A 21,215-nucleotide genomic window follows, 5' to 3' on the forward strand; every position below is an offset into this window, starting at 1 on the left:
AGTAAATTATAAAATGTCAAGCTTTTGATAAACCTATATTTTCGCGTAACGCGTAGCCACCTCTATATAAACGCAAAAAAGCTCGCACAACCTGTGGGGAGCTTAAATTTAAAATGATGCGGAACCCACGACGTGAACCTGCACGTCGTGGGACACTAGATCCTAAGTCTTATTTAGGTACTTATAGTATAGGGCTTCCTCCTTGTATTACAGGGGTTAAACAACATATCGCCACGTAAAACAGCGTAAAAAAGTAGTCAATATCTTTTGTTTTCTTTCATTATAATATGTACAAATAACTGCCAAGGTAAGTACTTCATATTCAACCCTATCAATGTACCAGTCATTTTTTATCCCCTTATATCTTAATTACTTTAAATTATTTTAGGCAGTTAGGGTAAATCTGTACTTTTTTCTAATGTCCTCATAATAAAAAGAAAATCAAAATTATTGTTATACAAGCTAAAATCCAATATGTTGGTTCTATAATAGGTAAATATTGTGCAAAAATACCTGTGTGTGTTGCTAACGTTTTTATTCCAGAAAGAAATGTCGAAATAGCACCACAAAAGAAAAAAATATTTATTATCTTGCCCTTACCTTTTAACGTTAATGCATAATAAATACCGCACACGGATAGCCCAAACATTATTAGCATCGATAGTAAGTATTTTAAATTCATGCCGAAAAATATACCCGTCAATTATCTATCCTCCTACATTTTAATTATCCCGAATCATGCTTGATCTGTAGGTATACGAATATCCGTACTTCCATATTTGGTTTCATCAATACAAAGTGCATCTTTCACTTTATCAGTCACATCGCCTATTAATTTACCTGCAAAAGCACCACCGGCAACAACAACACCTGTTGTTACACCGATGCTCTCAAAACCACGTCCGATTCCAACTCCTCCTAACGTACCTGCTCCAGTTAAAAGCATTGCCCAGATTCGGCTATCCCCTGAATACTTAGTACTATCTTTGTAGAGTCCATAAAGAGTTGTACCAGCAGTTCCTAGTGGGCTATACTTATCAACAAAATTCGCAATTTTCCCACCTGTAGTTACTGCTTTAGTTTGAAGAATTCTATTCCCCAGCTTGTCTTCTAGTCCTATATTTTTAAGAGCTCCCATTTCCTGTAGACGCTTTCCCGTCATTGCATCTACAGCCCCCGATATAGAACTCGAATAACCATTATCATCTAGAATGTCTCTAGTTTTTTGCACCATAAAATCACTTAAGTCGGATAATGTAGCTCTAGCCCCAAGAGCGGCCCTATGTAGACTGCTCATATCTATCTGATTGGATTGATCCTTTTGATCATTCTCTTCATTGTCCATGTTTAATTTCGATATCTCCTATCTTACAGGTACAGCGCCAATAGCAGTTTGGCTTATTTGGCTCCAATTTATCCCTGACACTTCCTGCTTTTTGTTAATAATGAAAGCTTCTGTTTTTTTAGGTTTTGGCTGTTCAATTGCCGGCAGCTCAGTTTCATCTGCACAGTCAATAATAGTCTTCATGTTTGCAAAATGTATCTCATTTTCCATCGAAAGTCCACCAGTTGGTGTAACCATTTTTATTTGATTTGGAGAACTAAAGGTTACTTTTGTCTTGGAATCGATAATGATTTCTTCTTTCGCTTCAAGCACGATTCCTTTGTGGCTGGATATAGTTACGCCTTCTTCGTCATCGAAGGTCAGTACCAGGTCATTGCGTCCTGCGGTAAAGTAGATACCACCAGGCGCGAGTTTCATTTCTTGCCCGTATTCCGTAGCAAGATAACGGGTACTCGGATCACTGGTCTGTTCACATTCTGCGCCATTGGTTCGTACACAGCCAGTAATGATGGCGTTTTGTTCCATTAGCCCTGGTATGTACAGGCTGGCATTTGTACCGATTTGCGGCATAAGATACAGTATGTCTGTGGTTGGTGGTACAAAGGGATACCAGTAGGCAGTGGCTTCATCTTGTTCTTGGTCAATATTTAGATGCAGCTTTATTTCTTGGTTTTGTACAGCAAGTATAGTGCCTTCTATACTATTTCCTTGTATTTTTTCGTTGTAGATGGGATTTTGCCGAATGGTCAGCTGTCTTACTAATGTTGCATTATAGACCAATAGCCCTTTTTTGAGTTCAATCGTCACGTCACCGACATACATTTCGTAGTTATGAAAGGTAACTTTATCGCCAAAGGTGAGTTCATCATAGCTTTCGACTTCGAAGTAGGTATATTCATTTTCAACAAGGTTGGGATTATAGTCGTAATCGGTATAATAGGCTTTAATGTCTTTCCCGCTACTGTAGGCAATATCATCCGGCAGGGTCTTCTCTCCATAAACTTTTGGATAACCATAAGAAAAAATTTGATTGTCCATGGTGACATCCGGCACGATGACTGTTTCCTGATAGGAGGCTAACCGTTTGATAAACTGCCAGTCGGTTTCTTGGTATTGAATAAGGGGACCGTCAATGGTTACTGGATCGGCTGTCAGTTCAAAGCTTTTTTCTGGATAGTCTTCCATAATTTTAGCTGCTATATCATTATATGTAAGGCTGGTATCTTGAAAAGAGCGGTTTTTTTGTTCACTATCAAAAACAGAGGTTTCGGATAGGAAATAGGCTGTTATCGTATAAAGTCCCGTTCTGACGCTGACTTTTACGTTTTTAAGCCGTCCTTTAAATAGCCAGCTTTTAGTTTCACCATCATCGGTATAGACCCTTATCTGGTCTTCGGTTGTTTCTTGCAGACCTACTTTACTAGCGTCGCTTTCGTTTACCAGTGCAGTCAGGCGCAATTCAGCATGATTGTTCAGTGTTTTCTTTATGGAAAGTTCATAGATTGTCTGGATGTTCCATGGACTGGTAATTTTTATTTTGTCATAGGTTATGGCTGACATTGATGTTCATCACCACTTTTTTTATATTTAACGTTAAAGACTTAACTTTGACCAGGGTAGTATCTTTGGCTTCTTCCCACTTGGGAGCAAGGGTACATTGCTGTTCTCAACACGACCATGATCGTTTAATACCGCTTTTTCATTGACATAGAATCCATAACTTGTTTGTCCCTCCTAGGGTCTGGATTGTCAGCAACTGTTTCTACAGTTTTAGGGCTTATTCTTATAGATTGCATGATTTGGCGAGCGATTGGTCGCCATGCTACATGTTGACTATACGGACTGTTAAAGCCCCCCATCATTACGTTATGATTAAGTTCGACAAAAAACATAAGGTTAAACAATGAATCATCAACGGTAGGGCTTTTAAATTCAAAAAATCCCACAGTTTTTTCCTCAATCGTTTCCACGCCTTCTTCGAGAAATAAATAGGAAGGGTTTAATTGTTTGAGGAGACTCTTGACGCCTTCCTTCACTTCTAGAATTTGTTGATCTTCTATGTTCTGGGGAACAAGGTTCATCGTAATGTTAATACTGCCCGTGTCATCCGTTTTGATAATCTGCGGACGGTCACTAGAGAGGTATTTTAATCTAGCAAATTCATCTGGCATGTCAATAAAATTAATGGGAATCTGTATTTTCAATGTATCGTCGAAAAAAGCCATCTCTTCAAATTCATAATATTTGTCCGTGACAGTGATTCCCTCGTAAATGTTTTGATTATCTATTTGCGCCTGTTCTTCGGCTTGATTAATTACCCGACGGATTTTTTCATCTGCATATTCAGTCATAACCTTTTCATGCTCCTTTGCATCCGTTTATCAAAAAGCTTCGTATCTTTTACAAAATATGTATACTGAATTTTTATGACACGAAAAAAAGACGATAAACTAACCATAAAAATCAGTTTAATCGCCTTATGAAAAATCACCCTATATCATGCTTTATGAATTCGTAATTTCCGTGTTTCTTGGTTAACCGCTTCAAATCTTTATCACATCTTTTCGTATCTATTGTTGTACATGTTATTACAAAACAGCTTACTACAAACGTTATAAATGAATCTTTATTTTAGTCTTGCCAAGCGAGAAAGCTTCGTTTTTTAAATAAGAACCAAGCTTCTTAATCCGTAATCTCAATATATTTTAATAATATTGATTCATACTATCTATAAAAAAATATTATACACTTATTTTATTTTAGTTTACATAGGCAAAAAGACTTGTATATTGTAAATATGTATATATCATAATATCCATGTCTTTGATTTTCCTTTAATTTCCAAGCTTTTTTATTTTACTTAATAATTTATTTCCAGTATCCTCCTTCAAAATTCTAGCACAAATGAAAAAAAACCAACAAACTTTTACATCTGTTGACCTTAAGAATAGTCTTTATTTTTCTTTGCTCATCCATAAACCTTGCGACATCCAATTTAAGTCTTTAAACAAAAAAATAAAGGTCAACGCTTTTTATTGCGCCGACCTTTCTAGTTACCATGTATATTCTAATTTAACTATACCCTTTTTATCCTCGACATTTGCTTTACCACCCCAGCCGTAAAGCTCACGATAGCCCCAAAGGTTACCATCGTAATCAACAGCAAACCAGAGGACGCAATATGGACGGTAACTGCCCCAATCCATTGCCCTGAACCGCATCCAACTGTCTGGTATTTTAAACGGCTTAACGACGTGTATATCATTGCGCCAGCACTCAAAGAACTGACCGTCTGCTATGCCCCATTCGCCAAGTCCTGCGACCTTATATCGTTCGGGATCATTTCGCTTCATTTCTTCAAACATCGCATAATCGGCAGCCGATAGGAATTCATTGCAAAGATAATTTGTGGATTTTGCTAAAACATTAGGGTTAGGAATATCAAAGAATCTTGCCTTAATCCAATGGTTTCTATCCCAATGGTTAAGCGTGATGGTCCATTGAATGAAGTACCCTTCTGGAAATTCACCACGAAGCGATTCATCAAGACGGTTGAAGTCTTCTTCATCGTTAATTTCATATGCTTCTTCAATCCAGCCCCAACAGAGGACACCAACATCTACCGTAATGGATGTAATTTTCAAAGGATCATCCAAACCACGGAATAATATCTTCTGACCAGTCGGCAAATATTCCAGTTCTAACGGATTCTGCCTTGGTTTCCAAAACTGCCCTACGCCTAGCTTATTGATTGCCCATTTTAGCTGTGTCCAGCACGAATCTTTTAAGGTACTGGCTGTTTTGCGAACGACAAGCGTGTTCGCCTGAGGGTACTGCATCGTGCGCTTGATGATATTAGTTCCATATCATCAATAGGGATAATCTTCGCATACAAGCCATGGGTGACAGCGTTATTATTACCTGGTGGCGCGTGACCACCTTTATTACCTTTGGCATACTGATTGACCTTTGGCGCACTCTTTTTTGTGTGCACACTTTTTTCATTTTGTGTGCACACCTTTTTTGACCACTTATATCTCGTTTTCCATGACTTGACGGTATTAAGAGAGACGCTGTATTTCTCTGCGATATCCTTATATTTCAGGCCTTCAACATAGTCTCGCTCGGCCTGCTGTATTTTGTCGTTACTCACATAATCACCACCACCTCATTGAGTGTTTGTTTTGTTTTTGGGCATTAAAAAAGCACCCCGCAGGATGCTTTTTGGTTTATTTGTCTTCAAATTCTTTCATTGATTCTAAAAGAGCCAACATTTTGTCAAAACTATCTACCCGAACCCCCTTCGCATTATCTGCATATTGGATAAATCTTTGATAGAATGCTGATTCAGGTGTTTTACACTTTTCAATATACAAGATCGATTTGCCTATCCATGTCTCAACTTCAGCACCTTTCAATACCGACGACCCTTGTCCTTCGCGAATAGCCTTACTTCTAATACTAGAAGCTTCGTTAATTATTAATTCTAGATCCATAAAATCCATCTCCTTTTATCTTATTCAGTTACCTTCGATAAAGAAAAGGAATATCCTGTCCAAAAGTCACTTTGAAAGTAAAATGACACTCTCATGATATTTCCGCAAGAATTAATATCAAGCATATCTATAGGGGAGACATAAAAAGATCACCCATTAGATACATTTTGTTTGCTTTACCCGGTGTAGTTACTTTTAAAGATGCAATAAATTTTTCTAATTGCTCGTATGCTTCCATTCTTTTATCGATGATTTTTTTATAATAATCATTCTTATATTCTAGATTTTTGATTTCTTTTTCTCTATTTTTGCTCCACATATAATAAGCACCAAAGGCAGCTATAAATGGAGCAATCCCTGTAATTAGTTTTGTAATTAAATCATAACATTCGTACCATGTAATACTTCCATGTATTATATAAGCAAACATTATAATACATAACAAAACTAATAAAATGCATTTTTTCATAATATTGTTCACTTTCTTTTAGTATCGCATATAATTACGGAGAATTATTTCCTAAATAATTTTTCATTATTTAATGATTGAAAAAGCATATTTCCCGTAAAAGTTACAATATATTTTTTATCTTCATTATTGAGATCATCATAAGTATCCACTGATTTTTCTTTTATTAATCCTTTGCCTTCAAGTCTTCCCAAAAAGAAATCTAATCTTTCTTTAAATGCAGGAATTTCAGATTCAAGTTCAGATTGACTCACATATATAGCACCACGCTTTGTAATAGTTATTTGACTTCGAGACGCTCTTGATTTTTTTTCTTCTTCTACGGCTATTTTCCCTTTTAAAATAGCATATATTCGCTCTAACACACGTGCCTCATTTCCACTTAATTCACTAACAATATTAATTAAATCTTCTGCATCATTAAATGATTCTATCTCATCCTGATATTTCCAATTTAAAATATTAACTATTTGTTGTATCTGTCCGTCCTTATTACACCTTAAAGATTTTAAAATACCATGATTCATTAATTCTATTTGTCGATGATCATTTTCGTCAAATCGATCATCAATTTTCTTATTCATCCACGCATCAAGAAACAGAAGTAATTTTTTCTTTTCTATGCTACCAACTATCCCACTATACACAATGTTTACATATGGCGTACCTTCCATTACCAGATTAAAAACTTTACCAATCTTACTTTTTGATAAATTCGATATTATTTCTTCACTCTTGCTAAGTTTTTTTATTTCAAAATTATCATGATTCATTATAAGATGACCTCCATTTAACTGAATTGATAGGAAAATCTTTTTCCATAAGATAGCTTATAAGAAAGCCATCTTATTCGCTTCTCTTCTTCTTTCACTTTCGCCTTTTCACTTTTGTCTTTCATGTCTTGCAATATACATAATTGAAATATCTCTTTTCTAACAACTCTCCACAAAATAAGTATTGAAAATATAAACCCTATCAATAAAGCGATTATTCCATAAAACTCAAAACTATGGGTATCAAAACTTCTTGTCAAAGCACCAAATATTATAGCCAAAACAGATATTATAATAGCCACAAAACTCAAACATTTAATATCACTCTCACTCTGTATTCGTTCAAAAAAAGCTTCTTCATCGGTCATTGTCTGTGCTTTTTGCAATATCTTCGTATCACTAGCACAAAGCAAAAATTTACTACCCGATAAGGATAATATCACGAATAGAAGAATTGGTTGCATTATTACTACAAAAGCCAAAAAAAATAAATCTAAATAGTCATAATCCATTAAAAGCCCCCCTTATTTGCGCTGCTAAAACACCTTACTAATCCAACCTAACGGTTATTTTGTTTTTTTATCCAAAAGCATACTACATTATACATTTTCCTTAAAATAATTTGACTTTTTAAATCTATATAATAAAACATTAAATAATGGATATCATTTATACTAACCTTATTTTGTTTGTATAATAAAAAATCATCTACTTTATATAGAGTTTTCATATCCTCATTCACTAAAAAATAAATTTCATTATATAAATCCATAACCATAGGACATAAGTAGCCTCCCCATATAATGTTATTTATGTTTGTATTCTCATACTCAGCTTCAATATTAGCCTTTACATTTTCCAAATTATTTTTATAATGATTGAATTTATTCTGATCTTCTTCACTACATAAATATTTGTTTGATAATATATCATTGTTTCGTTTAACTATAAGTATATAAGTATCTTCTAAAAAAATATTAATCTCATGTAAAATTTCTACTGTTTCCGAATTAAGCCATTGCTCGAGTCGTATAACTTTCTGCATTTGCTTTATATTTCGACCTAATTCATCCTCATTAACAAACATGCAAAAAAATTCCGCATATTTCTCTCCGTCTTTAATAAATTCTTTCTTTTCGGACCAACCTCTTAAGAATAGATATACTTCGTCATATGCATCTATTCTTTTATCTAAAATTTTTTTATAGTAATCATCTCTGTAATGCTTCTTACTTAACCACATACTCATAAAACCCGTTACAATCGCCCCTGCGCAGGCACCACCAAACGCTGTTGCTAAAACAGATGCATCCAAAATACCGCCTCTTCCTAATATACTAACTATTTATAAGACTTGCACCATAAACCAACGTATATTATTTAATCTACAACATCATCTAATTTTCCGACAATTTCGCCTCATAATGCCCCTATTAATTAATCTTTGCGTAACCTATTTATATTTTTCACTATTAAAAAAACACCAAAAATGATATTTAAAGTTGATGATCATATAATAATTTCGCTTCTTTTTTTGTATTTTCCCATTCATATTTTAATAATTTCTGACATAATATTGAAAACTCTTCTATCTTGATATTTGTATTTTTTTGGTACTCATAGCTGTCTAGAGCTTCATTCGTACCGTCATTAAGAAACTTTGCCACGTTGTCGTTTATTAAATTAAGTTGGAGCTTAAACGAAATATGATCTATTTCTCCCAAATCTAATTCATTTTTTTTATCAGGATTCAGCCTATCGATTATAGCATATGATAAAGTTATTAATTTTGTATAATCATCTTCTATACTTACTAAAAATTTCCCCAATTCATTTTTTCTTTCTTCTGGCTCCTTCATCATTATAAAAGTGAGTTTTTTCTGCATAAGGTGATGTGTCATACTTAAATATTCAGTAATATTTTCTCTTAACAGTGATACCCATTTTATTCGTTCCGTAGTTATTAGTTCTTTGTATTTGATCAATTGTTGATTTTGTAACGTAATTTCAAATTGCCTACATTGTTCTTTAAATGCCACTTTTTGTTCCTTAAGTTTTCTTTTGAATTGCTTTTCTTGCATCTTTAAATTTTTTCTGGAACAGTACCAACTGATACATGCTACGACTATAGCTGTTACTGCAGCTGTTAGTGCAGATATTAATGCAGTTTGAATTGTAGTGTTTCCACCCGTAATATTTTGAATAAACGACTCCACTATAAAATCATCTCCTCGCTTCTTATTATATGACGTCAAAAGCTAATTTTACAAATATTATCCTACACCACTATTGCAATCAGCATCATTTTTATCCATTTTTTTATCATGTTGATTATTTTTTCACCTAAGTGTTTTTAACATAAAAAAAGCATCGGAAAGGATGCTTTTTTTAAATCTATTTCATCAACGAATTTATAACAATATCATATCGACCTGTATTTTCACAAACAAATTCTGACGTATACTGACCTTTATTAATATCGGGTTTATTTAAAATATATTCTTTTCCGCTACACATTATTATCTCTAATTTTTCATTGGCAAATCCGTGTATACAATCATGTTGTTGTGATTGATTTCTCATCGATAAAATTTGAGAGATTTTAATAGAATCTATAGTTAATATAGTTTTATTAAAATTATAAATCAACCTAAATAAATTATGCTCCTTCAATAATATATATATTCCAACAGAATCACCACGATTATTATCTGTGCCGAATTCAGTATCGGTCCCAATAACCCCTTCAAATTCGATATAAGCTTCTCTCACATCAGATAAATCATTTTCAAATGGCCAACTGTGCCTGAGCGCGTTAATTGTAGTCGGAAATTGACTCCCTATTTTCTTTAACATATCATTCATTTATTCCAGCTCCTCTTATATTATTCCTAAATTTTTCAACAGCACAAATGATTAACTCCTAAATTAATCATTTGTGTTTTACTAAAAATGAAAGCATTTCTTTCATTAGTTCTATTTTTACCTTTTCGTCCTTAACATCACCAATTAACTTAAATGATAATAAAACATTCTGCATATCTAGTAAGCTTGAGTGATACTTTTTCAACTGAATTATAGTCTTATTATATAAGTAAAATAATAACCCCGTTATCAGCTCAATAAAAACACCTGCCACTGTTGAAATATATGCCACGTCTTTATATTCCGGATTACCACTAAACCCAGCCATTATTGCTAAAAAAATAATTGTGATACCAATACCAGACATAATAAGTGCTACCCAAAATGATTTTGCATTACTTTCTTTAACTAACTCATAATAGTCTCCTAAATTTTTTATATTCAAATTTACCAAAGGGGTAAAATAGTCAATTTCATCATCATTAGTGCCTTCATTATTTTTAATACCTGTTAATTGCTTTTTCAATATAGCTACTTGCCTTTTTGCAAGCTTTTCATTCCCCTTAGAAAACACCCACACCCATGTACCGGTTATGACAACTATACTAGCAATAAGTATAGTCGGTATTCTATTGTCCAGTATATAATCGTTCATAAAATAAAAAACCATACCATATGCTATTATAAATAATATCATTAAATTTTTCTTTGTTGCCTGTCTTTCAATACTAAATTCTATTCTTTCAATTTCATGTAATAAAACCGATTCATTTATAGAAGAATTAAAATTTTCTTCTATTTCCGGCTCAATATTTGTGTTGCATATATCTTTTTTAAACCACAATATGACCCACACCCCTTTATAAAATATATTCTCTAATCAATCTCCAAAACCTTCCAAAGAGTATAATATCTAATAAACAATCTATTTAATTAAATATTTGACACGTAGAAAAAGCCACCAGCAATTGCTAGCAGCTTATGTGTTATTTTCTGAATAAAAAAATATGGATGCTTTTATATTAACATTTGAGCTTGCCTTCTAAATACAATATTTTTCTTTCCAGTTCTCTTTATTAATTCGTCTTTTTTGAGAATTTTTACCAAGTTTAAAATTTGTTTAGCATGCGCCTCATCATTATAATAATAAATGGTTGTTTTTGATATACGTGCACAAGTAATAAGTTTTTCCAAAATCTCTCCATCTGTACAATCTAAGGAATGCCCAAAAATAACTATTTCAGAATTTTCATCAGCATTCTCAAGCCAATCTATATACTTTATCCCCGTATATTTATAGATACGCTGAAAATATTTTTTGAATTTTATGCAGGAAAGTTCATTACTAATATCGTTTTCATTTTTTAATGTTTCATCTATCCCTAATACTAAGTTATGATCTCCTGCTTTACCATGGATAAAATCGATATCATTTTTTTTTAATTCTCGCTGATAAAAATCGTGGTAACAATCCGTATAATTAAAGCTAACGACTTTATCAAATTTATCAAATCGTAAATCTGGAGACAGCAGTCCAATGCACATTTTGTCAATTAGTTGCATATATATTTCTAGACAATCTATTAAAAGATTCAAATCTTCATCCAATGGATTTATAAAATTTCCTTTACAGTCTAAATCTATAAGAATTTTTTCGTTTAGGTTCATCAATGAGTCAATATTTTTAAAATCCCTTAAATTCAGGGGTGTTCCCCCATCTTTAGATTTAATTAGTTTATGTTCCAAACTTTGAATAACATCCTTAATCTCTGCCTCAAAATCCACCCAGTTAATCCCACGCAGCCTCTTATCATTTAACTTTTTTTCAAAGTATTCAAACCACTTATTATTCAGTGAACTACCTTTCGAAAGTTTTATGCTATATTCTATATATTCATCTTGACTAAAACAAATATGCTTTTCAATATCGTTAAAACCATATGCAACGCTAGGAACTTTCTTTAAGTAATCACTTAACATCTTAGCCATATAAAATTTTATTTTTTTTGAAAAACAACAACAGACTTCTTCCATACGATGATAATCATATCCATCTACTTGTTCCGTCTTATTCTTATAAATGGCAGGAAGTCTATCATAAATTCTTTTCATAGTTTGTTCATCAGGAATTTCATTTGACCTTTCGCTGGCTGAGTCCTCTCTTCTCATGACAGACATAAATTCTAAAAAATCCGTATATGCTGTTGGTAGTTTATGTGCCAAGTCAAAACCATTCCCAATAACTAAAATTTTCATAAGCACGCCCCTTATTATATCGCAAGTTGAAAGCACCTTCACCAGCCAGCCTAACAAGCACATGACAAATTACAGCAACTCTGTCATCATTTTATAATATTTGCTACTGCTGATATACAACGCCATACAGGTTTTCTGATCCGTCGCACCATTATAACTGTATTTCAACAAATTCAAAACAAGTCCTCCTTGATAATTTCCATATGCAACATCAACCACCTGTAACCATAGCTCCGGTTACTTCGTCACCTCAATCGCATTTTTGGTATTAAAAAAGCACCCCGAAGGATGCTTTAACTAAACATTATTCACTTACCATTATTAGAATTTTGAGGAACCATCGGCGGCGGTGGACCTGGTTCTGCATTGCTTGCCGTTAATCCCATTGCTTGAGTAACCAACACTTGCCTACCCCTAGTTTCAATTTGTATTCCTGCTGCTACTTGTTTACCATCCATTCTTACTGATTTAATTGGGTGTACTTCTTCTGCCATTTTTTCACCTTCTATATTGTAAATTAATACTTTAGATAAGCTCAATGAGCAAAGTATCCATTTTTTTTGGTATGTACAAAACCCGCACACTATAAAGAAGCTCTGATGTACTGTTTTTATATACCTTTACATTTTCTAAAACGATACCATCTCTGTCATTTGCGTCGGATACAGAAACTAACTTTCCTTGTATAGAAAGATCATTTTCTAGATCCCGCACTCTAATCCAGTTTGGTTTGAATACCGCAATACAATTTGCCCATGCATCAAGTTCCGGAAATTTATCTGAAATCCCCATCCAATTACATAAGTTGAACAACCATCTAGAATTTATTGCTTTTGACAATAGCATCCCCCATAATACAGCAATAAACGAAGCTATTATAATTTCATAAAAATTTATAGTCGTTTTAGGGTCTATTAGGTTAACAATAAACTGCATTGGAATATCCGTTTGGTATACTATTCGTGTAATATCAGTTAATATTCCCCAAGGCAAATAACTTAAAAAGCCTAGCAAAAGTGAATATATAAGCCAATGATGTATTTGAGTTGATCGGTGTGATGTCAAATTATCTATTATAACAAACGCTATAATTCCAGGAATAAAAACTAGTATTAATCTAAACGTAAAATCTGTTAAGCCCATAATTGCTCTCCACATTCTATTATATATTATCTGAACATATTTCTATAAAATAAACTTAATTCCTGCTTAAGCTATCCAATATTTGCATTAACTTCCAGTTTTCTAATATCAACAATTTTTCTCAACACAGCAGACACCCCCATACCTCTAGCTGTCTGCTATATCGTTACCTTAATCGACCTAAGACCGCGATTACTGCGATTAAAATAAAAATACCCCATAAATCATGCATAACATCCCCCCCCTTGTGTTTATGATAATCGACAATAGGGTTTTTAAAATCTTATGTTTTTGCACATTTTTCTAATTTTATGCCGTAGTGGGAGGACGCTCCTAACCAAATTAGCACGTAGAAAAAGCCACCAGCAATTTCTAGCAGCTTTAATTTTTCACTTGTTACTATAATAACACATATAATATTAAATTTATTTTAGAATGATACTATCTATTGAGTTAAAAAGTGTTTCTCCCATTGCTGTTGATAAAAATGTCCCCCCCGCATAACCAAAAGAAGCTCCTGTTTTTTCCCTAACCAAGCCTTTTCCAGCTAATCGATTCAATAAAAACACTCTTTGATTTTCAGATACACCGTGAATAGTTCCCCTGCCATAATCTTTTATTCCTTTTTCCTCATTTACCTTTGTCGGCTCAGGCATTTTTCCAAAAACATTATAAACTTCTACCAAACATTTTGCCTCATTCTCACTTAATTCACTAACGATATTTATTAAATCTTCCGCATCATTAACTGAAATTATGTTACCTTCAAACGAGCCTTTTAGAATGGCTATAATTTTACGAATCTGACCTTCTTTACTACAACGAATAGATTTCAATATAGCATGTTCTACCAATTCAACTTGACTCTTATTATTTTCATCTAATTCAACATCCAAATTATTTTCATTCCATATTTGTTGAAACTCCAATAGTTTTCTTCTTTCTATCCCCCCCACAAGCTCACTAAGCATCATATTTACAACTGGAATTCCTATGACTTCTACGCCGACTTTCATAATCTTACTTAATTTACTATTATTAAATTTCAATATATTTTCCTCAATGGCACTTAATGTTCCTTTTTCACTGTTCTTCACAATCATCATCTCCTCAATATAATTATACTCCTGACGAAGATGATCTACCAAATATTACCCAAACCTGCCCTACACTTCCATCTTCCTAATTTCCACAATATTCTATGACCTGCCGATATTATGGTAACACAAAAGCCGCTCACACATTTCGTAAGCGGCTCATTTATAAACTTTTGATAATACTATTATAGCACCGTAAACCCTTGAAAAACGGAAGTAAAATGGAAGTATCCGACCGTGAAAATGCTGTCATTTTGCTGTGAAAAATCACCATCAACTTATCCACAGAATACAAAGCGAAGCTGTTCTGGTCGTGCGACTGATCCAAACATCATGAAAGCAATCTCTTTAACTGCCTTGTTTCCCCTCTCACGCGCCCATTTTTCCGTATAGTACATTTTATTACCTAACTCCATCCAACTCTTTCTATCGAAGAAATAGCCAACAATAAGCCTACGTTCTGTATCAGCTAGCCCCGCTATTGATCGATCAACCTTCTTAATTAGGCGTTGAAGTACTGCTATGTTCATATCGAGATTTTCAATCTCTTTTTTTATTTTAATACGCTGATCCGCTGCCGCTTCCGTTTGATTTAATTCGGATGATCCACCGCCTGATTCATCTCCGTATTCAGCAATCGATACTGAAAAATCATTCAACATCTTAATTTGTGCCTCTTTTTCATCTTCCAAGTTCAAAATAGTGACTTTGAACTTATTATAATTCTGCAAATACTTTCGTACTGACCCTGCATAATCGTTATACTCGTTCAAATTCCCCACCCCCATAATAAACGCACATCAAGGACGGCTCATCACCGTCCTTTTTTAGTTATCGATATTCTTTTCCGGTTTTTGTATTCTTCAACGCAATGCGCCCCACGATCTCAAACCCTGCCGCCCCAAACATTGCCTTAGCCATATCTTAAAAGCAGAATCATCGCAAAAAAAAGCCGCCCCCATTTAAGGAGGCGGCAAAAAAATAATCTATATAAAGAACACACGTACTGAAAAGGAGGCATACTATGCTAAGATTAAAAAAAAGAGCAGACGGGCGCTACCAATCAAAAATACTCATCGGGCATAATGAATTTGGGAAATCCATTTATAAATTTGTTTATGCGAAATCTCAAACGGAACCGAAAGAAAAAGCCGAACAAGCTAAAATAAGCATACAGCAAAAACTCTCTAGGACACACTATATTGATTCGGATACGTATCCCTTAGGCAATTGTTAGATGATTGGTTAAATAACGTCATGCAGGGTCATGTGCGCCAAAACACTTGGGAATCATAGAAAAGAACCCTTGTACCGTTGCCAGCGTGAGAATAAAGAAACCACAACGGACAAAAGAAATTAACGTCTTATCTCAAGAACAGGTAAATAAATTATTAGCAGCCGCAACGGAGTGGCGTAAACTTATATTTTTTATTGCCTGGGGTACGGGTTTGCGGCGCGAAGAACTTCTTGGTCTGCGCTGGCAGGATATTGATTTTAAGCAAGGTACCCTATCCGTTAATACGACCGTTATCTGTACAAAGGCATTTGGATCTATGATCAATAAGCCCAAAAATACATCGTCTTATCGAACCATTCCGATATCAAAAGAAATTCTGCACGATTTGCAAAAGTATCGGGTCGTTGTAAAATCTGAACAACTCAGCAGTTTAAATTACGAAAATAATGATTTAGTTTTTGCTAGAAAAGATGGAAAACCACACGACCCAAGACGACTGAGTAAAGATTTCAAAAAATTTATTATTTCCGCAGGATTACCTGAAAAATTTCATCTACATGATCTACGCCATACACACGCTACACAACTATTACAGCTTGGCGTTCATCCAAAAGTAGTTCAATACCGATTAGGGCATTCAACATTCCAGCAAACTATGGATACCTATTCGCATGTATTCCCTCAAATGCAGGATGGAATCGCCGATATGATGTCGGCCATGTTACCAAGTAAAAAACAGTCTTGAAATCCGTTAATTTTTTCAATAGTAGTCAAAAGGTAGTCAAAAGGCACTATATTTTGACTACCAAAAAAGGCACCCATATAGCATGGATGCCTACGTTTATTGAGTTGGTGCGGAAGACAGGACTTGAACCTGCACGTCGTGGGACACTAGATCCTAAGTCTAGCGCGTCTGCCAATTCCGCCACTCCCGCATTTGTTCGGCTAACTCGTTAACCAACTTCTATATCTTAGCACAACTTTTTTTAATTGTCAAATATTTTCACTCTGCTTTTTGATCTTCTTCTAAGATTTTTTTCAATAAATCTTCCGTCAAATCTTCTTCCGAGTAAACCTTTATCCCGTTTTGGACAAGCAGGGCCGCACAAACACCTTGACCACACACTTTTGTATTCGAAAAAGTTCCATCATAAATCGTATTAACACCGCAAGAGGGACTATCTTCTTTTAAAAAAGCATATTTTACTTTATATGCTTGGGCAATCTTTAGTACTTTGTCTGCCCCTTCACAAAAATTAGCTGTGATGTCTTGTGTATTCGTCTTGCTTATTACCTTTGCTTTACCCGCCAAAACCATTGCACCATCACCATTTTGAATTTCGGATGGTGGATGCGGAATTGGCAATTGTCCGAAGCACTCCGGACATACAGCTATATATTGTGCCAAACTATTATAACGCAATAAAAGCGCATTCGGCGCTGCCCCGCCATCATATCTCGTTTTATTTCCTAAAAGGCAGGCACTAACTAAAATCATTGATACATCCCCTAACATTTAAACGGCTTGACTGGTACATCGATTTTCTGCACGAGTTCTGCAAAATTATCCACATGGATTTTTTCACTTGCAAAAAGTGGAATTGCAGCACAAGTACGTGCATCATCAAGTGCATTATGATGATTAAAATCAATATGTAAATGATCCCCAACCGTATCGAGCTTATGATTTTCAAGCTCTGGCCAAATCTTACGAGCGATGCTTACTGTACAACAATGGTAAAACTTTGCCGGCACCAAATTATATTCCTGGATTGCATATTTTAAAACACTCATATCAAAAGATGCGTTATGGGCTAAAACAATTTTATTTTCCAGACGAAGCTTAAGTTCCGGCCATATTTCAGCAAATGTTGGTTTATTACGCACATCCTCAGGTGTAATCCCATGGATTTGTATATTAAAGTAATCAAACTTCATGCCAGGTGGCTTAATTAGCGCATAATATGAATCATGGATTTTTCCATCTTTTACTTCAACAACAGCCACACTGCAAGCACTATTTCGTTTACTATTGGCTGTTTCAAAATCAATTGCTACAAAATTCATCATACTTCCTAATCGTTCCTTTTCTTGAAAATTTACTTCTAATTATAACACAAATCCACGTACTTATTGCGAATAATAAAATCATCTGCCAAATACAGGTAAAATAATGATGCTTTTTTATTTTTATATACAAAAAAGGCGCAGTACTTATACCACGCCTTTTCTTTACTGTACTTATTGTTTTTTTGTTTTCAAATAGTCATCAATGGCTGCGGCAGCTTTTTTACCAGCCCCCATAGCTAAAATGACAGTTGCGGCACCCGTTACAATATCACCGCCGGCAAAAACGCCCGCTTTCGTTGTAGCGCCAGTTTCTTCATTGGCAACAATATTGCCTCGTTTGTTTGTATCCATCCCCGGTGTTGTCGATTGAACGAGTGGATTTGGCCCCTGACCAATGGCAACCACCACCGTATCAACATCAATTTCAAATTCTGACCCAGGAATTTCAATCGGACGTCGACGACCTGAAGCATCCGGTTCACCTAATTCCATTTTAATGCAGCGCATTTTTTTAACCCAGCCCTGCTCATCACCAAGAATTGCCACTGGATTATGCAGTAACTTAAAGTCAATACCTTCTTCTTTAGCATGATGGACTTCTTCAAGGCGAGCCGGAAGTTCTTCCTCACCGCGGCGATAAACAATATAGACATGTTCTGCTCCAAGACGAAGTGATGTCCGCGCTGCATCCATAGCAACATTACCTCCGCCAATTACTGCAACATTATTGCCGACATGGATTGGCGTTGCATGTGTTGGAAATTGATACGCTTTCATTAGATTGCAACGAGTCAAAAATTCATTCGCCGAATACACTCCATTGAAATTTTCACCTTCAATCCCCATAAAATGAGGTAAACCCGCACCAGTTGAAATAAAGACCGCACTAAAGCCATCTTCATCCATAAGTTCGTCAACCGTAAATAATTTGCCGGCTACAGCATTAACTTCAATTTCCACGCCCATTTTCTTGAGACTATCGATTTCCACTTTTACAATATCGTCTTTCGGCAGTCTAAACTCTGGAATTCCATACGATAAAACGCCGCCAGCTGTATGTAGTGCTTCAAAAATCGTTACTTTATAACCTTTTTTCGCCAGTTCACCTGCCGCCGACAAGCCAGCTGGACCTGAACCAATAACAGCCACTTTTTGTGCATCAGCAGCATAAGCAATCGGCTGCGTATTATCGCCCTGAGCTAAGCTGCGATCCGCTACAAAACGTTCCAAACGACCAATTGCAACCGATTCACCACGTTTGGCGAGCACACAATATTTTTCACACTGACTTTCCTGCGGACAAACCCTGCCGCAAATCGCCGGTAAACTATTTGCTTCTTTAACCACAGCAATTGAACCAGCAAAATCTTTTTCTTTGATTTTCGCGATAAATCCGGGAATATCTACTTCAACCGGGCAGCCCTTACGACACTGCGGCACTTTGCAATTCAGACAGCGATTTGCTTCGGCAACAGCATCTTCTTCACTATAGCCTAGAGCAACTTCCTCAAAATTTGTTGCACGAATTTTCGGATCTTGTTCTGGCATTTTATGTTTCATCAATGAGATTGGCATTCACAGTCAGCTCCTTTCGTAAGCCCCTGTTGTTCACAGCGACAAACATGATCCTTCTCTTGTGCTTCCTGCGTTTTATACGTACGCTGACGCATCATAAGGCCTTTAAAATCAACCTGATGTGCATCAAACTCAGGACCATCCACACAGGCAAACTTGCTTTCATTGCCGATCTGAACACGGCAGCCGCCGCACATACCAGTTCCATCAACCATAATAGGATTTAAGCTGACAACTGTAGGTATGCCATAAGGGCGTGTTGCTTCAGCCACACTGCGCATCATTACAACTGGGCCAATTGCGATTACTTCAGCGATTTTCACACCTTTATCAATAAGCTGTTGCAATGCCGTAGTAACAAACCCTTTGATTCCATAAGAACCATCATCGGTTGTCACATAAACTTCATCACTTACCGCTTTCATTTCATCTTCAAAAATTAAAATTTCTTTTGATTTAGCACCCATAATAGAAATCACCTTATTACCCGCTTGTTTCAAACCACGAGCAATCGGATAAACCGGAGCAACACCAATACCACCACCAATACAGACAATCGTGCCCATATCAGGTTCAATATGTGTTTTTTTGCCTAAAGGTCCAACGAGATCTAAAATAGATTCGCCTTCATTTAGTGCCCCTAATAACTGCGTTGAAGCACCAACTTCCTGGAAAATAATCGTGATGGTTCCTTTCTCACGATTAAAATCAGCAATCGTAAGTGGAACTCTTTCGCCTTCGTCATTCACACGAAGAATTACAAACTGTCCCGGCTCCGCTTTTTTTGCAATCCGCGGTGCTTCAAGATCAAATAAAAGTACGCCTGGTGATAACACCTGCTTTTTTAAAATCTTAAACATAATCCACTCTCCCATATAAATACATGAATACTGACTTTATAGTACATCAAAAAAATCTCATAGGCAATATTTATTTCACAGAGTATTTTGATAGCACAATGAGTTTAACGATTAACAGACTTAACTTTATTTAGCAAAAGCACCCCTTAAATACGGCAATAAATTTGTTTTAATTGGCATCAAATAAATATTGGCATCTTGTTTTTTTACAAAAGCTAAAGCTTGCCTGGCAAAATCAATGTTCCATTCCAGCGTCGGTTGAAAAGCTTTTGGGAAAATCACATTGTTTTTGCTCTCCCAATAATTGACGGATCGCTCCGACAAAACGGGCGATACACCCCAATAAACCTCTACCCCGGCAAGAATTTCCGCATAGATTTCCAAATAACGCAGGTCAAAAAAGGGCTGGGTGAAAAACCCGGCTGCACCGGCTTGAATCTTGCGGCGAATATTATATTCTTCCTGACGCATACTGCTGCGATACTGGTCCAGTCCCGCATAGACTTTGATATGTGGCAGCTCATCACGGAATTTACGTATTACATCGGTACTAACCGTTGGATAAATCGTCCGCCCCATATCCTGCGGTGGATCACCTGTAATAACCAAAACTTCACTAATTTTATGCTCAACCAAATAAGAAGCCATTGGCAATGGTTTGTCTAAATCAATATCAATGGCCCGAATATGCGGCATAGCTTCTCGATAAAATTCTTTCGCAACCGTTGCGCCTTCCCAGCTATGCAGTTCATAACGCAAAAGCTCCGGTACGTTAATCAGATCAATACAGGTAAAATTATTTTTTAACAGTTCCAATTCTTCACGAATTGCAGCTTCTCCGCGTGGAACTAATTCAATTGATATTCTCGGCATATAAAAGCTCCCATCATAAAATGTGATGTACTATTTTATCTTATTCTATACAAAAAAAGTAAAAATTACAACTATATTTAAGTTACATTAAATATTCCATATGGCAAACGGCAGGTATCAAGCTCTATAAAGCTCAACCCTGCCGCTCTTTTATAT

Annotated in this window: 27 protein-coding genes and 1 tRNA gene; 3 read left to right on the plus strand and 25 right to left on the minus strand. The window is 35.4% G+C overall.

Features of this window, described 5'->3' with window-relative positions:
• Positions 1-113: 113 nt before the first annotated feature.
• On the plus strand, positions 114-239 hold the full coding sequence (locus BMY14_RS21085; protein WP_281246468.1) for a hypothetical protein: 126 nt from the start codon (positions 114-116) through the stop codon (positions 237-239).
• A 185-nt stretch (positions 240-424) separates the two neighbouring features.
• Here the strand turns inward: BMY14_RS21085 and BMY14_RS17695 are convergent, their stop codons facing one another.
• The 19 genes from BMY14_RS17695 to BMY14_RS17785 all read right to left on the minus strand — a co-directional run bounded on the left by BMY14_RS17695 (position 425) and on the right by BMY14_RS17785 (position 15,217).
• A complete protein-coding gene (locus BMY14_RS17695) occupies positions 425-703 on the minus strand; it encodes a hypothetical protein (protein WP_091834814.1) in 279 nt (92 codons plus the stop codon).
• Positions 704-736: 33 nt separating this feature from the next.
• Positions 737-1,345 (minus strand): hypothetical protein, encoded by a 609-nt coding sequence (locus BMY14_RS17700; protein ID WP_091834820.1) that lies wholly within the window; start codon positions 1,343-1,345, stop codon positions 737-739.
• A gap of 18 nt (positions 1,346-1,363) precedes the next feature.
• Positions 1,364-2,905 (minus strand): type VI secretion system Vgr family protein, encoded by a 1,542-nt coding sequence (locus tag BMY14_RS17705; RefSeq protein WP_091834822.1) that lies wholly within the window; start codon positions 2,903-2,905, stop codon positions 1,364-1,366.
• A 125-nt stretch (positions 2,906-3,030) separates the two neighbouring features.
• Positions 3,031-3,696 (minus strand): hypothetical protein, encoded by a 666-nt coding sequence (locus tag BMY14_RS17710; RefSeq protein WP_091834824.1) that lies wholly within the window; start codon positions 3,694-3,696, stop codon positions 3,031-3,033.
• A gap of 702 nt (positions 3,697-4,398) precedes the next feature.
• Positions 4,399-5,184, minus strand: coding sequence for a PBSX family phage terminase large subunit (locus tag BMY14_RS17715; protein WP_091834827.1), 786 nt, complete (start codon positions 5,182-5,184; stop codon positions 4,399-4,401).
• Complete coding sequence (locus tag BMY14_RS17720) at positions 5,130-5,498, minus strand: phage terminase small subunit-related protein (RefSeq protein ID WP_091834829.1); 369 nt, start codon at positions 5,496-5,498, stop codon at positions 5,130-5,132. Before BMY14_RS17720 ends, BMY14_RS17715 begins: the two co-directional genes overlap by 55 nt.
• A gap of 76 nt (positions 5,499-5,574) precedes the next feature.
• Positions 5,575-5,841, minus strand: a complete 267-nt coding sequence (locus BMY14_RS17725) for a hypothetical protein (protein ID WP_091834832.1) — start codon at positions 5,839-5,841, stop codon at positions 5,575-5,577.
• A gap of 127 nt (positions 5,842-5,968) precedes the next feature.
• The gene (locus BMY14_RS17730) at positions 5,969-6,271 is read right to left on the minus strand and encodes a hypothetical protein (protein WP_177177655.1); all 303 of its coding nucleotides are present in this window, start codon (positions 6,269-6,271) and stop codon (positions 5,969-5,971) included.
• An 83-nt stretch (positions 6,272-6,354) separates the two neighbouring features.
• Complete coding sequence (locus tag BMY14_RS17735; protein WP_091834838.1) at positions 6,355-7,083, minus strand: hypothetical protein; 729 nt, start codon at positions 7,081-7,083, stop codon at positions 6,355-6,357.
• A 17-nt stretch (positions 7,084-7,100) separates the two neighbouring features.
• On the minus strand, positions 7,101-7,595 hold the full coding sequence (locus tag BMY14_RS17740) for a hypothetical protein (protein WP_091834841.1): 495 nt from the start codon (positions 7,593-7,595) through the stop codon (positions 7,101-7,103).
• Between the two features lie 47 nt (positions 7,596-7,642).
• The gene (locus BMY14_RS17745; protein ID WP_091834844.1) at positions 7,643-8,398 is read right to left on the minus strand and encodes a hypothetical protein; all 756 of its coding nucleotides are present in this window, start codon (positions 8,396-8,398) and stop codon (positions 7,643-7,645) included.
• Positions 8,399-8,579: 181 nt separating this feature from the next.
• A complete protein-coding gene (locus tag BMY14_RS17750) occupies positions 8,580-9,299 on the minus strand; it encodes a hypothetical protein (RefSeq protein WP_091834849.1) in 720 nt (239 codons plus the stop codon).
• A gap of 178 nt (positions 9,300-9,477) precedes the next feature.
• Complete coding sequence (locus BMY14_RS17755; protein WP_091834852.1) at positions 9,478-9,948, minus strand: hypothetical protein; 471 nt, start codon at positions 9,946-9,948, stop codon at positions 9,478-9,480.
• A 67-nt stretch (positions 9,949-10,015) separates the two neighbouring features.
• Positions 10,016-10,792 (minus strand): TRADD-N-associated membrane domain-containing protein, encoded by a 777-nt coding sequence (locus tag BMY14_RS20935; protein ID WP_245741468.1) that lies wholly within the window; start codon positions 10,790-10,792, stop codon positions 10,016-10,018.
• A 173-nt stretch (positions 10,793-10,965) separates the two neighbouring features.
• On the minus strand, positions 10,966-12,204 hold the full coding sequence (locus tag BMY14_RS17765; RefSeq protein ID WP_177177656.1) for an AbiH family protein: 1,239 nt from the start codon (positions 12,202-12,204) through the stop codon (positions 10,966-10,968).
• A 308-nt stretch (positions 12,205-12,512) separates the two neighbouring features.
• Entirely contained in the window at positions 12,513-12,698 is a 186-nt protein-coding gene (locus tag BMY14_RS17770; protein WP_091834858.1) for a hypothetical protein, read from the minus strand.
• A 31-nt stretch (positions 12,699-12,729) separates the two neighbouring features.
• Positions 12,730-13,347 carry a hypothetical protein gene (locus BMY14_RS17775; RefSeq protein ID WP_091834861.1) on the minus strand — a complete coding sequence of 206 codons (618 nt, stop codon included), beginning with the start codon at positions 13,345-13,347 and terminating at the stop codon, positions 12,730-12,732.
• A gap of 425 nt (positions 13,348-13,772) precedes the next feature.
• Complete coding sequence (locus tag BMY14_RS17780) at positions 13,773-14,444, minus strand: hypothetical protein (protein ID WP_091834864.1); 672 nt, start codon at positions 14,442-14,444, stop codon at positions 13,773-13,775.
• A gap of 278 nt (positions 14,445-14,722) precedes the next feature.
• Positions 14,723-15,217 carry a hypothetical protein gene (locus BMY14_RS17785; RefSeq protein ID WP_091834867.1) on the minus strand — a complete coding sequence of 165 codons (495 nt, stop codon included), beginning with the start codon at positions 15,215-15,217 and terminating at the stop codon, positions 14,723-14,725.
• A 251-nt stretch (positions 15,218-15,468) separates the two neighbouring features.
• On the opposite strand from BMY14_RS17785, the gene BMY14_RS17790 reads away from it, so the two are divergent.
• Positions 15,469-15,681: a hypothetical protein gene (locus BMY14_RS17790; protein ID WP_091834870.1), complete on the plus strand. Its 213-nt coding sequence runs from the start codon at positions 15,469-15,471 to the stop codon at positions 15,679-15,681.
• An 85-nt stretch (positions 15,682-15,766) separates the two neighbouring features.
• Complete coding sequence (locus BMY14_RS17795; RefSeq protein WP_177177657.1) at positions 15,767-16,426, plus strand: site-specific integrase; 660 nt, start codon at positions 15,767-15,769, stop codon at positions 16,424-16,426.
• A gap of 105 nt (positions 16,427-16,531) precedes the next feature.
• Here BMY14_RS17795 and BMY14_RS17800 read toward each other — a convergent pair.
• The 6 genes from BMY14_RS17800 to BMY14_RS17825 form a co-directional block, all read right to left on the minus strand.
• A tRNA-Leu gene (locus tag BMY14_RS17800) sits at positions 16,532-16,616 on the minus strand.
• Positions 16,617-16,684: 68 nt separating this feature from the next.
• Positions 16,685-17,179, minus strand: coding sequence for a 2-thiouracil desulfurase family protein (locus tag BMY14_RS17805; protein ID WP_019554805.1), 495 nt, complete (start codon positions 17,177-17,179; stop codon positions 16,685-16,687).
• An 11-nt stretch (positions 17,180-17,190) separates the two neighbouring features.
• A complete protein-coding gene (locus tag BMY14_RS17810) occupies positions 17,191-17,751 on the minus strand; it encodes a 3'-5' exonuclease (RefSeq protein ID WP_091834876.1) in 561 nt (186 codons plus the stop codon).
• 171 nt (positions 17,752-17,922) lie between these two features.
• Positions 17,923-19,326 (minus strand): NADPH-dependent glutamate synthase, encoded by a 1,404-nt coding sequence (gltA, locus tag BMY14_RS17815; protein ID WP_019554807.1) that lies wholly within the window; start codon positions 19,324-19,326, stop codon positions 17,923-17,925.
• On the minus strand, positions 19,311-20,186 hold the full coding sequence (locus tag BMY14_RS17820) for a sulfide/dihydroorotate dehydrogenase-like FAD/NAD-binding protein (protein WP_091834878.1): 876 nt from the start codon (positions 20,184-20,186) through the stop codon (positions 19,311-19,313). The genes gltA and BMY14_RS17820 overlap by 16 nt, the downstream gene beginning before the upstream one ends.
• Positions 20,187-20,312: 126 nt before the next feature.
• The gene (locus tag BMY14_RS17825) at positions 20,313-21,059 is read right to left on the minus strand and encodes a methylenetetrahydrofolate reductase (protein ID WP_091834881.1); all 747 of its coding nucleotides are present in this window, start codon (positions 21,057-21,059) and stop codon (positions 20,313-20,315) included.
• Between the last annotated feature and the right edge of the window lie 156 nt (positions 21,060-21,215).

It is taken from the genome of Propionispira arboris (assembly GCF_900109225.1).
Taxonomy (GTDB): Bacteria; Bacillota; Negativicutes; order Selenomonadales; family Selenomonadaceae; genus Propionispira; species Propionispira arboris.

Coding starts and splice junctions, on each gene's coding strand:
- BMY14_RS21085 (WP_281246468.1), top strand. CDS start 114: ATGATGCGGAACCCACGACGTGAACCTGCACGTCGTGGGACACTAGAT.
- BMY14_RS17700 (WP_091834820.1), bottom strand. CDS start 1,345: ATGGACAATGAAGAGAATGATCAAAAGGATCAATCCAATCAGATAGAT.
- BMY14_RS17705 (WP_091834822.1), bottom strand. CDS start 2,905: ATGTCAGCCATAACCTATGACAAAATAAAAATTACCAGTCCATGGAAC.
- BMY14_RS17710 (WP_091834824.1), bottom strand. CDS start 3,696: ATGACTGAATATGCAGATGAAAAAATCCGTCGGGTAATTAATCAAGCC.
- BMY14_RS17715 (WP_091834827.1), bottom strand. CDS start 5,184: ATGCAGTACCCTCAGGCGAACACGCTTGTCGTTCGCAAAACAGCCAGT.
- BMY14_RS17725 (WP_091834832.1), bottom strand. CDS start 5,841: ATGGATCTAGAATTAATAATTAACGAAGCTTCTAGTATTAGAAGTAAG.
- BMY14_RS17730 (WP_177177655.1), bottom strand. CDS start 6,271: ATGTTTGCTTATATAATACATGGAAGTATTACATGGTACGAATGTTAT.
- BMY14_RS17735 (WP_091834838.1), bottom strand. CDS start 7,083: ATGAATCATGATAATTTTGAAATAAAAAAACTTAGCAAGAGTGAAGAA.
- BMY14_RS17740 (WP_091834841.1), bottom strand. CDS start 7,595: ATGGATTATGACTATTTAGATTTATTTTTTTTGGCTTTTGTAGTAATA.
- BMY14_RS17755 (WP_091834852.1), bottom strand. CDS start 9,948: ATGAATGATATGTTAAAGAAAATAGGGAGTCAATTTCCGACTACAATT.
- BMY14_RS17765 (WP_177177656.1), bottom strand. CDS start 12,204: ATGAAAATTTTAGTTATTGGGAATGGTTTTGACTTGGCACATAAACTA.
- BMY14_RS17770 (WP_091834858.1), bottom strand. CDS start 12,698: ATGGCAGAAGAAGTACACCCAATTAAATCAGTAAGAATGGATGGTAAA.
- BMY14_RS17775 (WP_091834861.1), bottom strand. CDS start 13,347: ATGGGCTTAACAGATTTTACGTTTAGATTAATACTAGTTTTTATTCCT.
- BMY14_RS17790 (WP_091834870.1), top strand. CDS start 15,469: ATGCTAAGATTAAAAAAAAGAGCAGACGGGCGCTACCAATCAAAAATA.
- BMY14_RS17805 (WP_019554805.1), bottom strand. CDS start 17,179: ATGATTTTAGTTAGTGCCTGCCTTTTAGGAAATAAAACGAGATATGAT.
- BMY14_RS17810 (WP_091834876.1), bottom strand. CDS start 17,751: ATGATGAATTTTGTAGCAATTGATTTTGAAACAGCCAATAGTAAACGA.
- gltA (WP_019554807.1), bottom strand. CDS start 19,326: ATGCCAATCTCATTGATGAAACATAAAATGCCAGAACAAGATCCGAAA.
- BMY14_RS17820 (WP_091834878.1), bottom strand. CDS start 20,186: ATGTTTAAGATTTTAAAAAAGCAGGTGTTATCACCAGGCGTACTTTTA.
- BMY14_RS17825 (WP_091834881.1), bottom strand. CDS start 21,059: ATGCCGAGAATATCAATTGAATTAGTTCCACGCGGAGAAGCTGCAATT.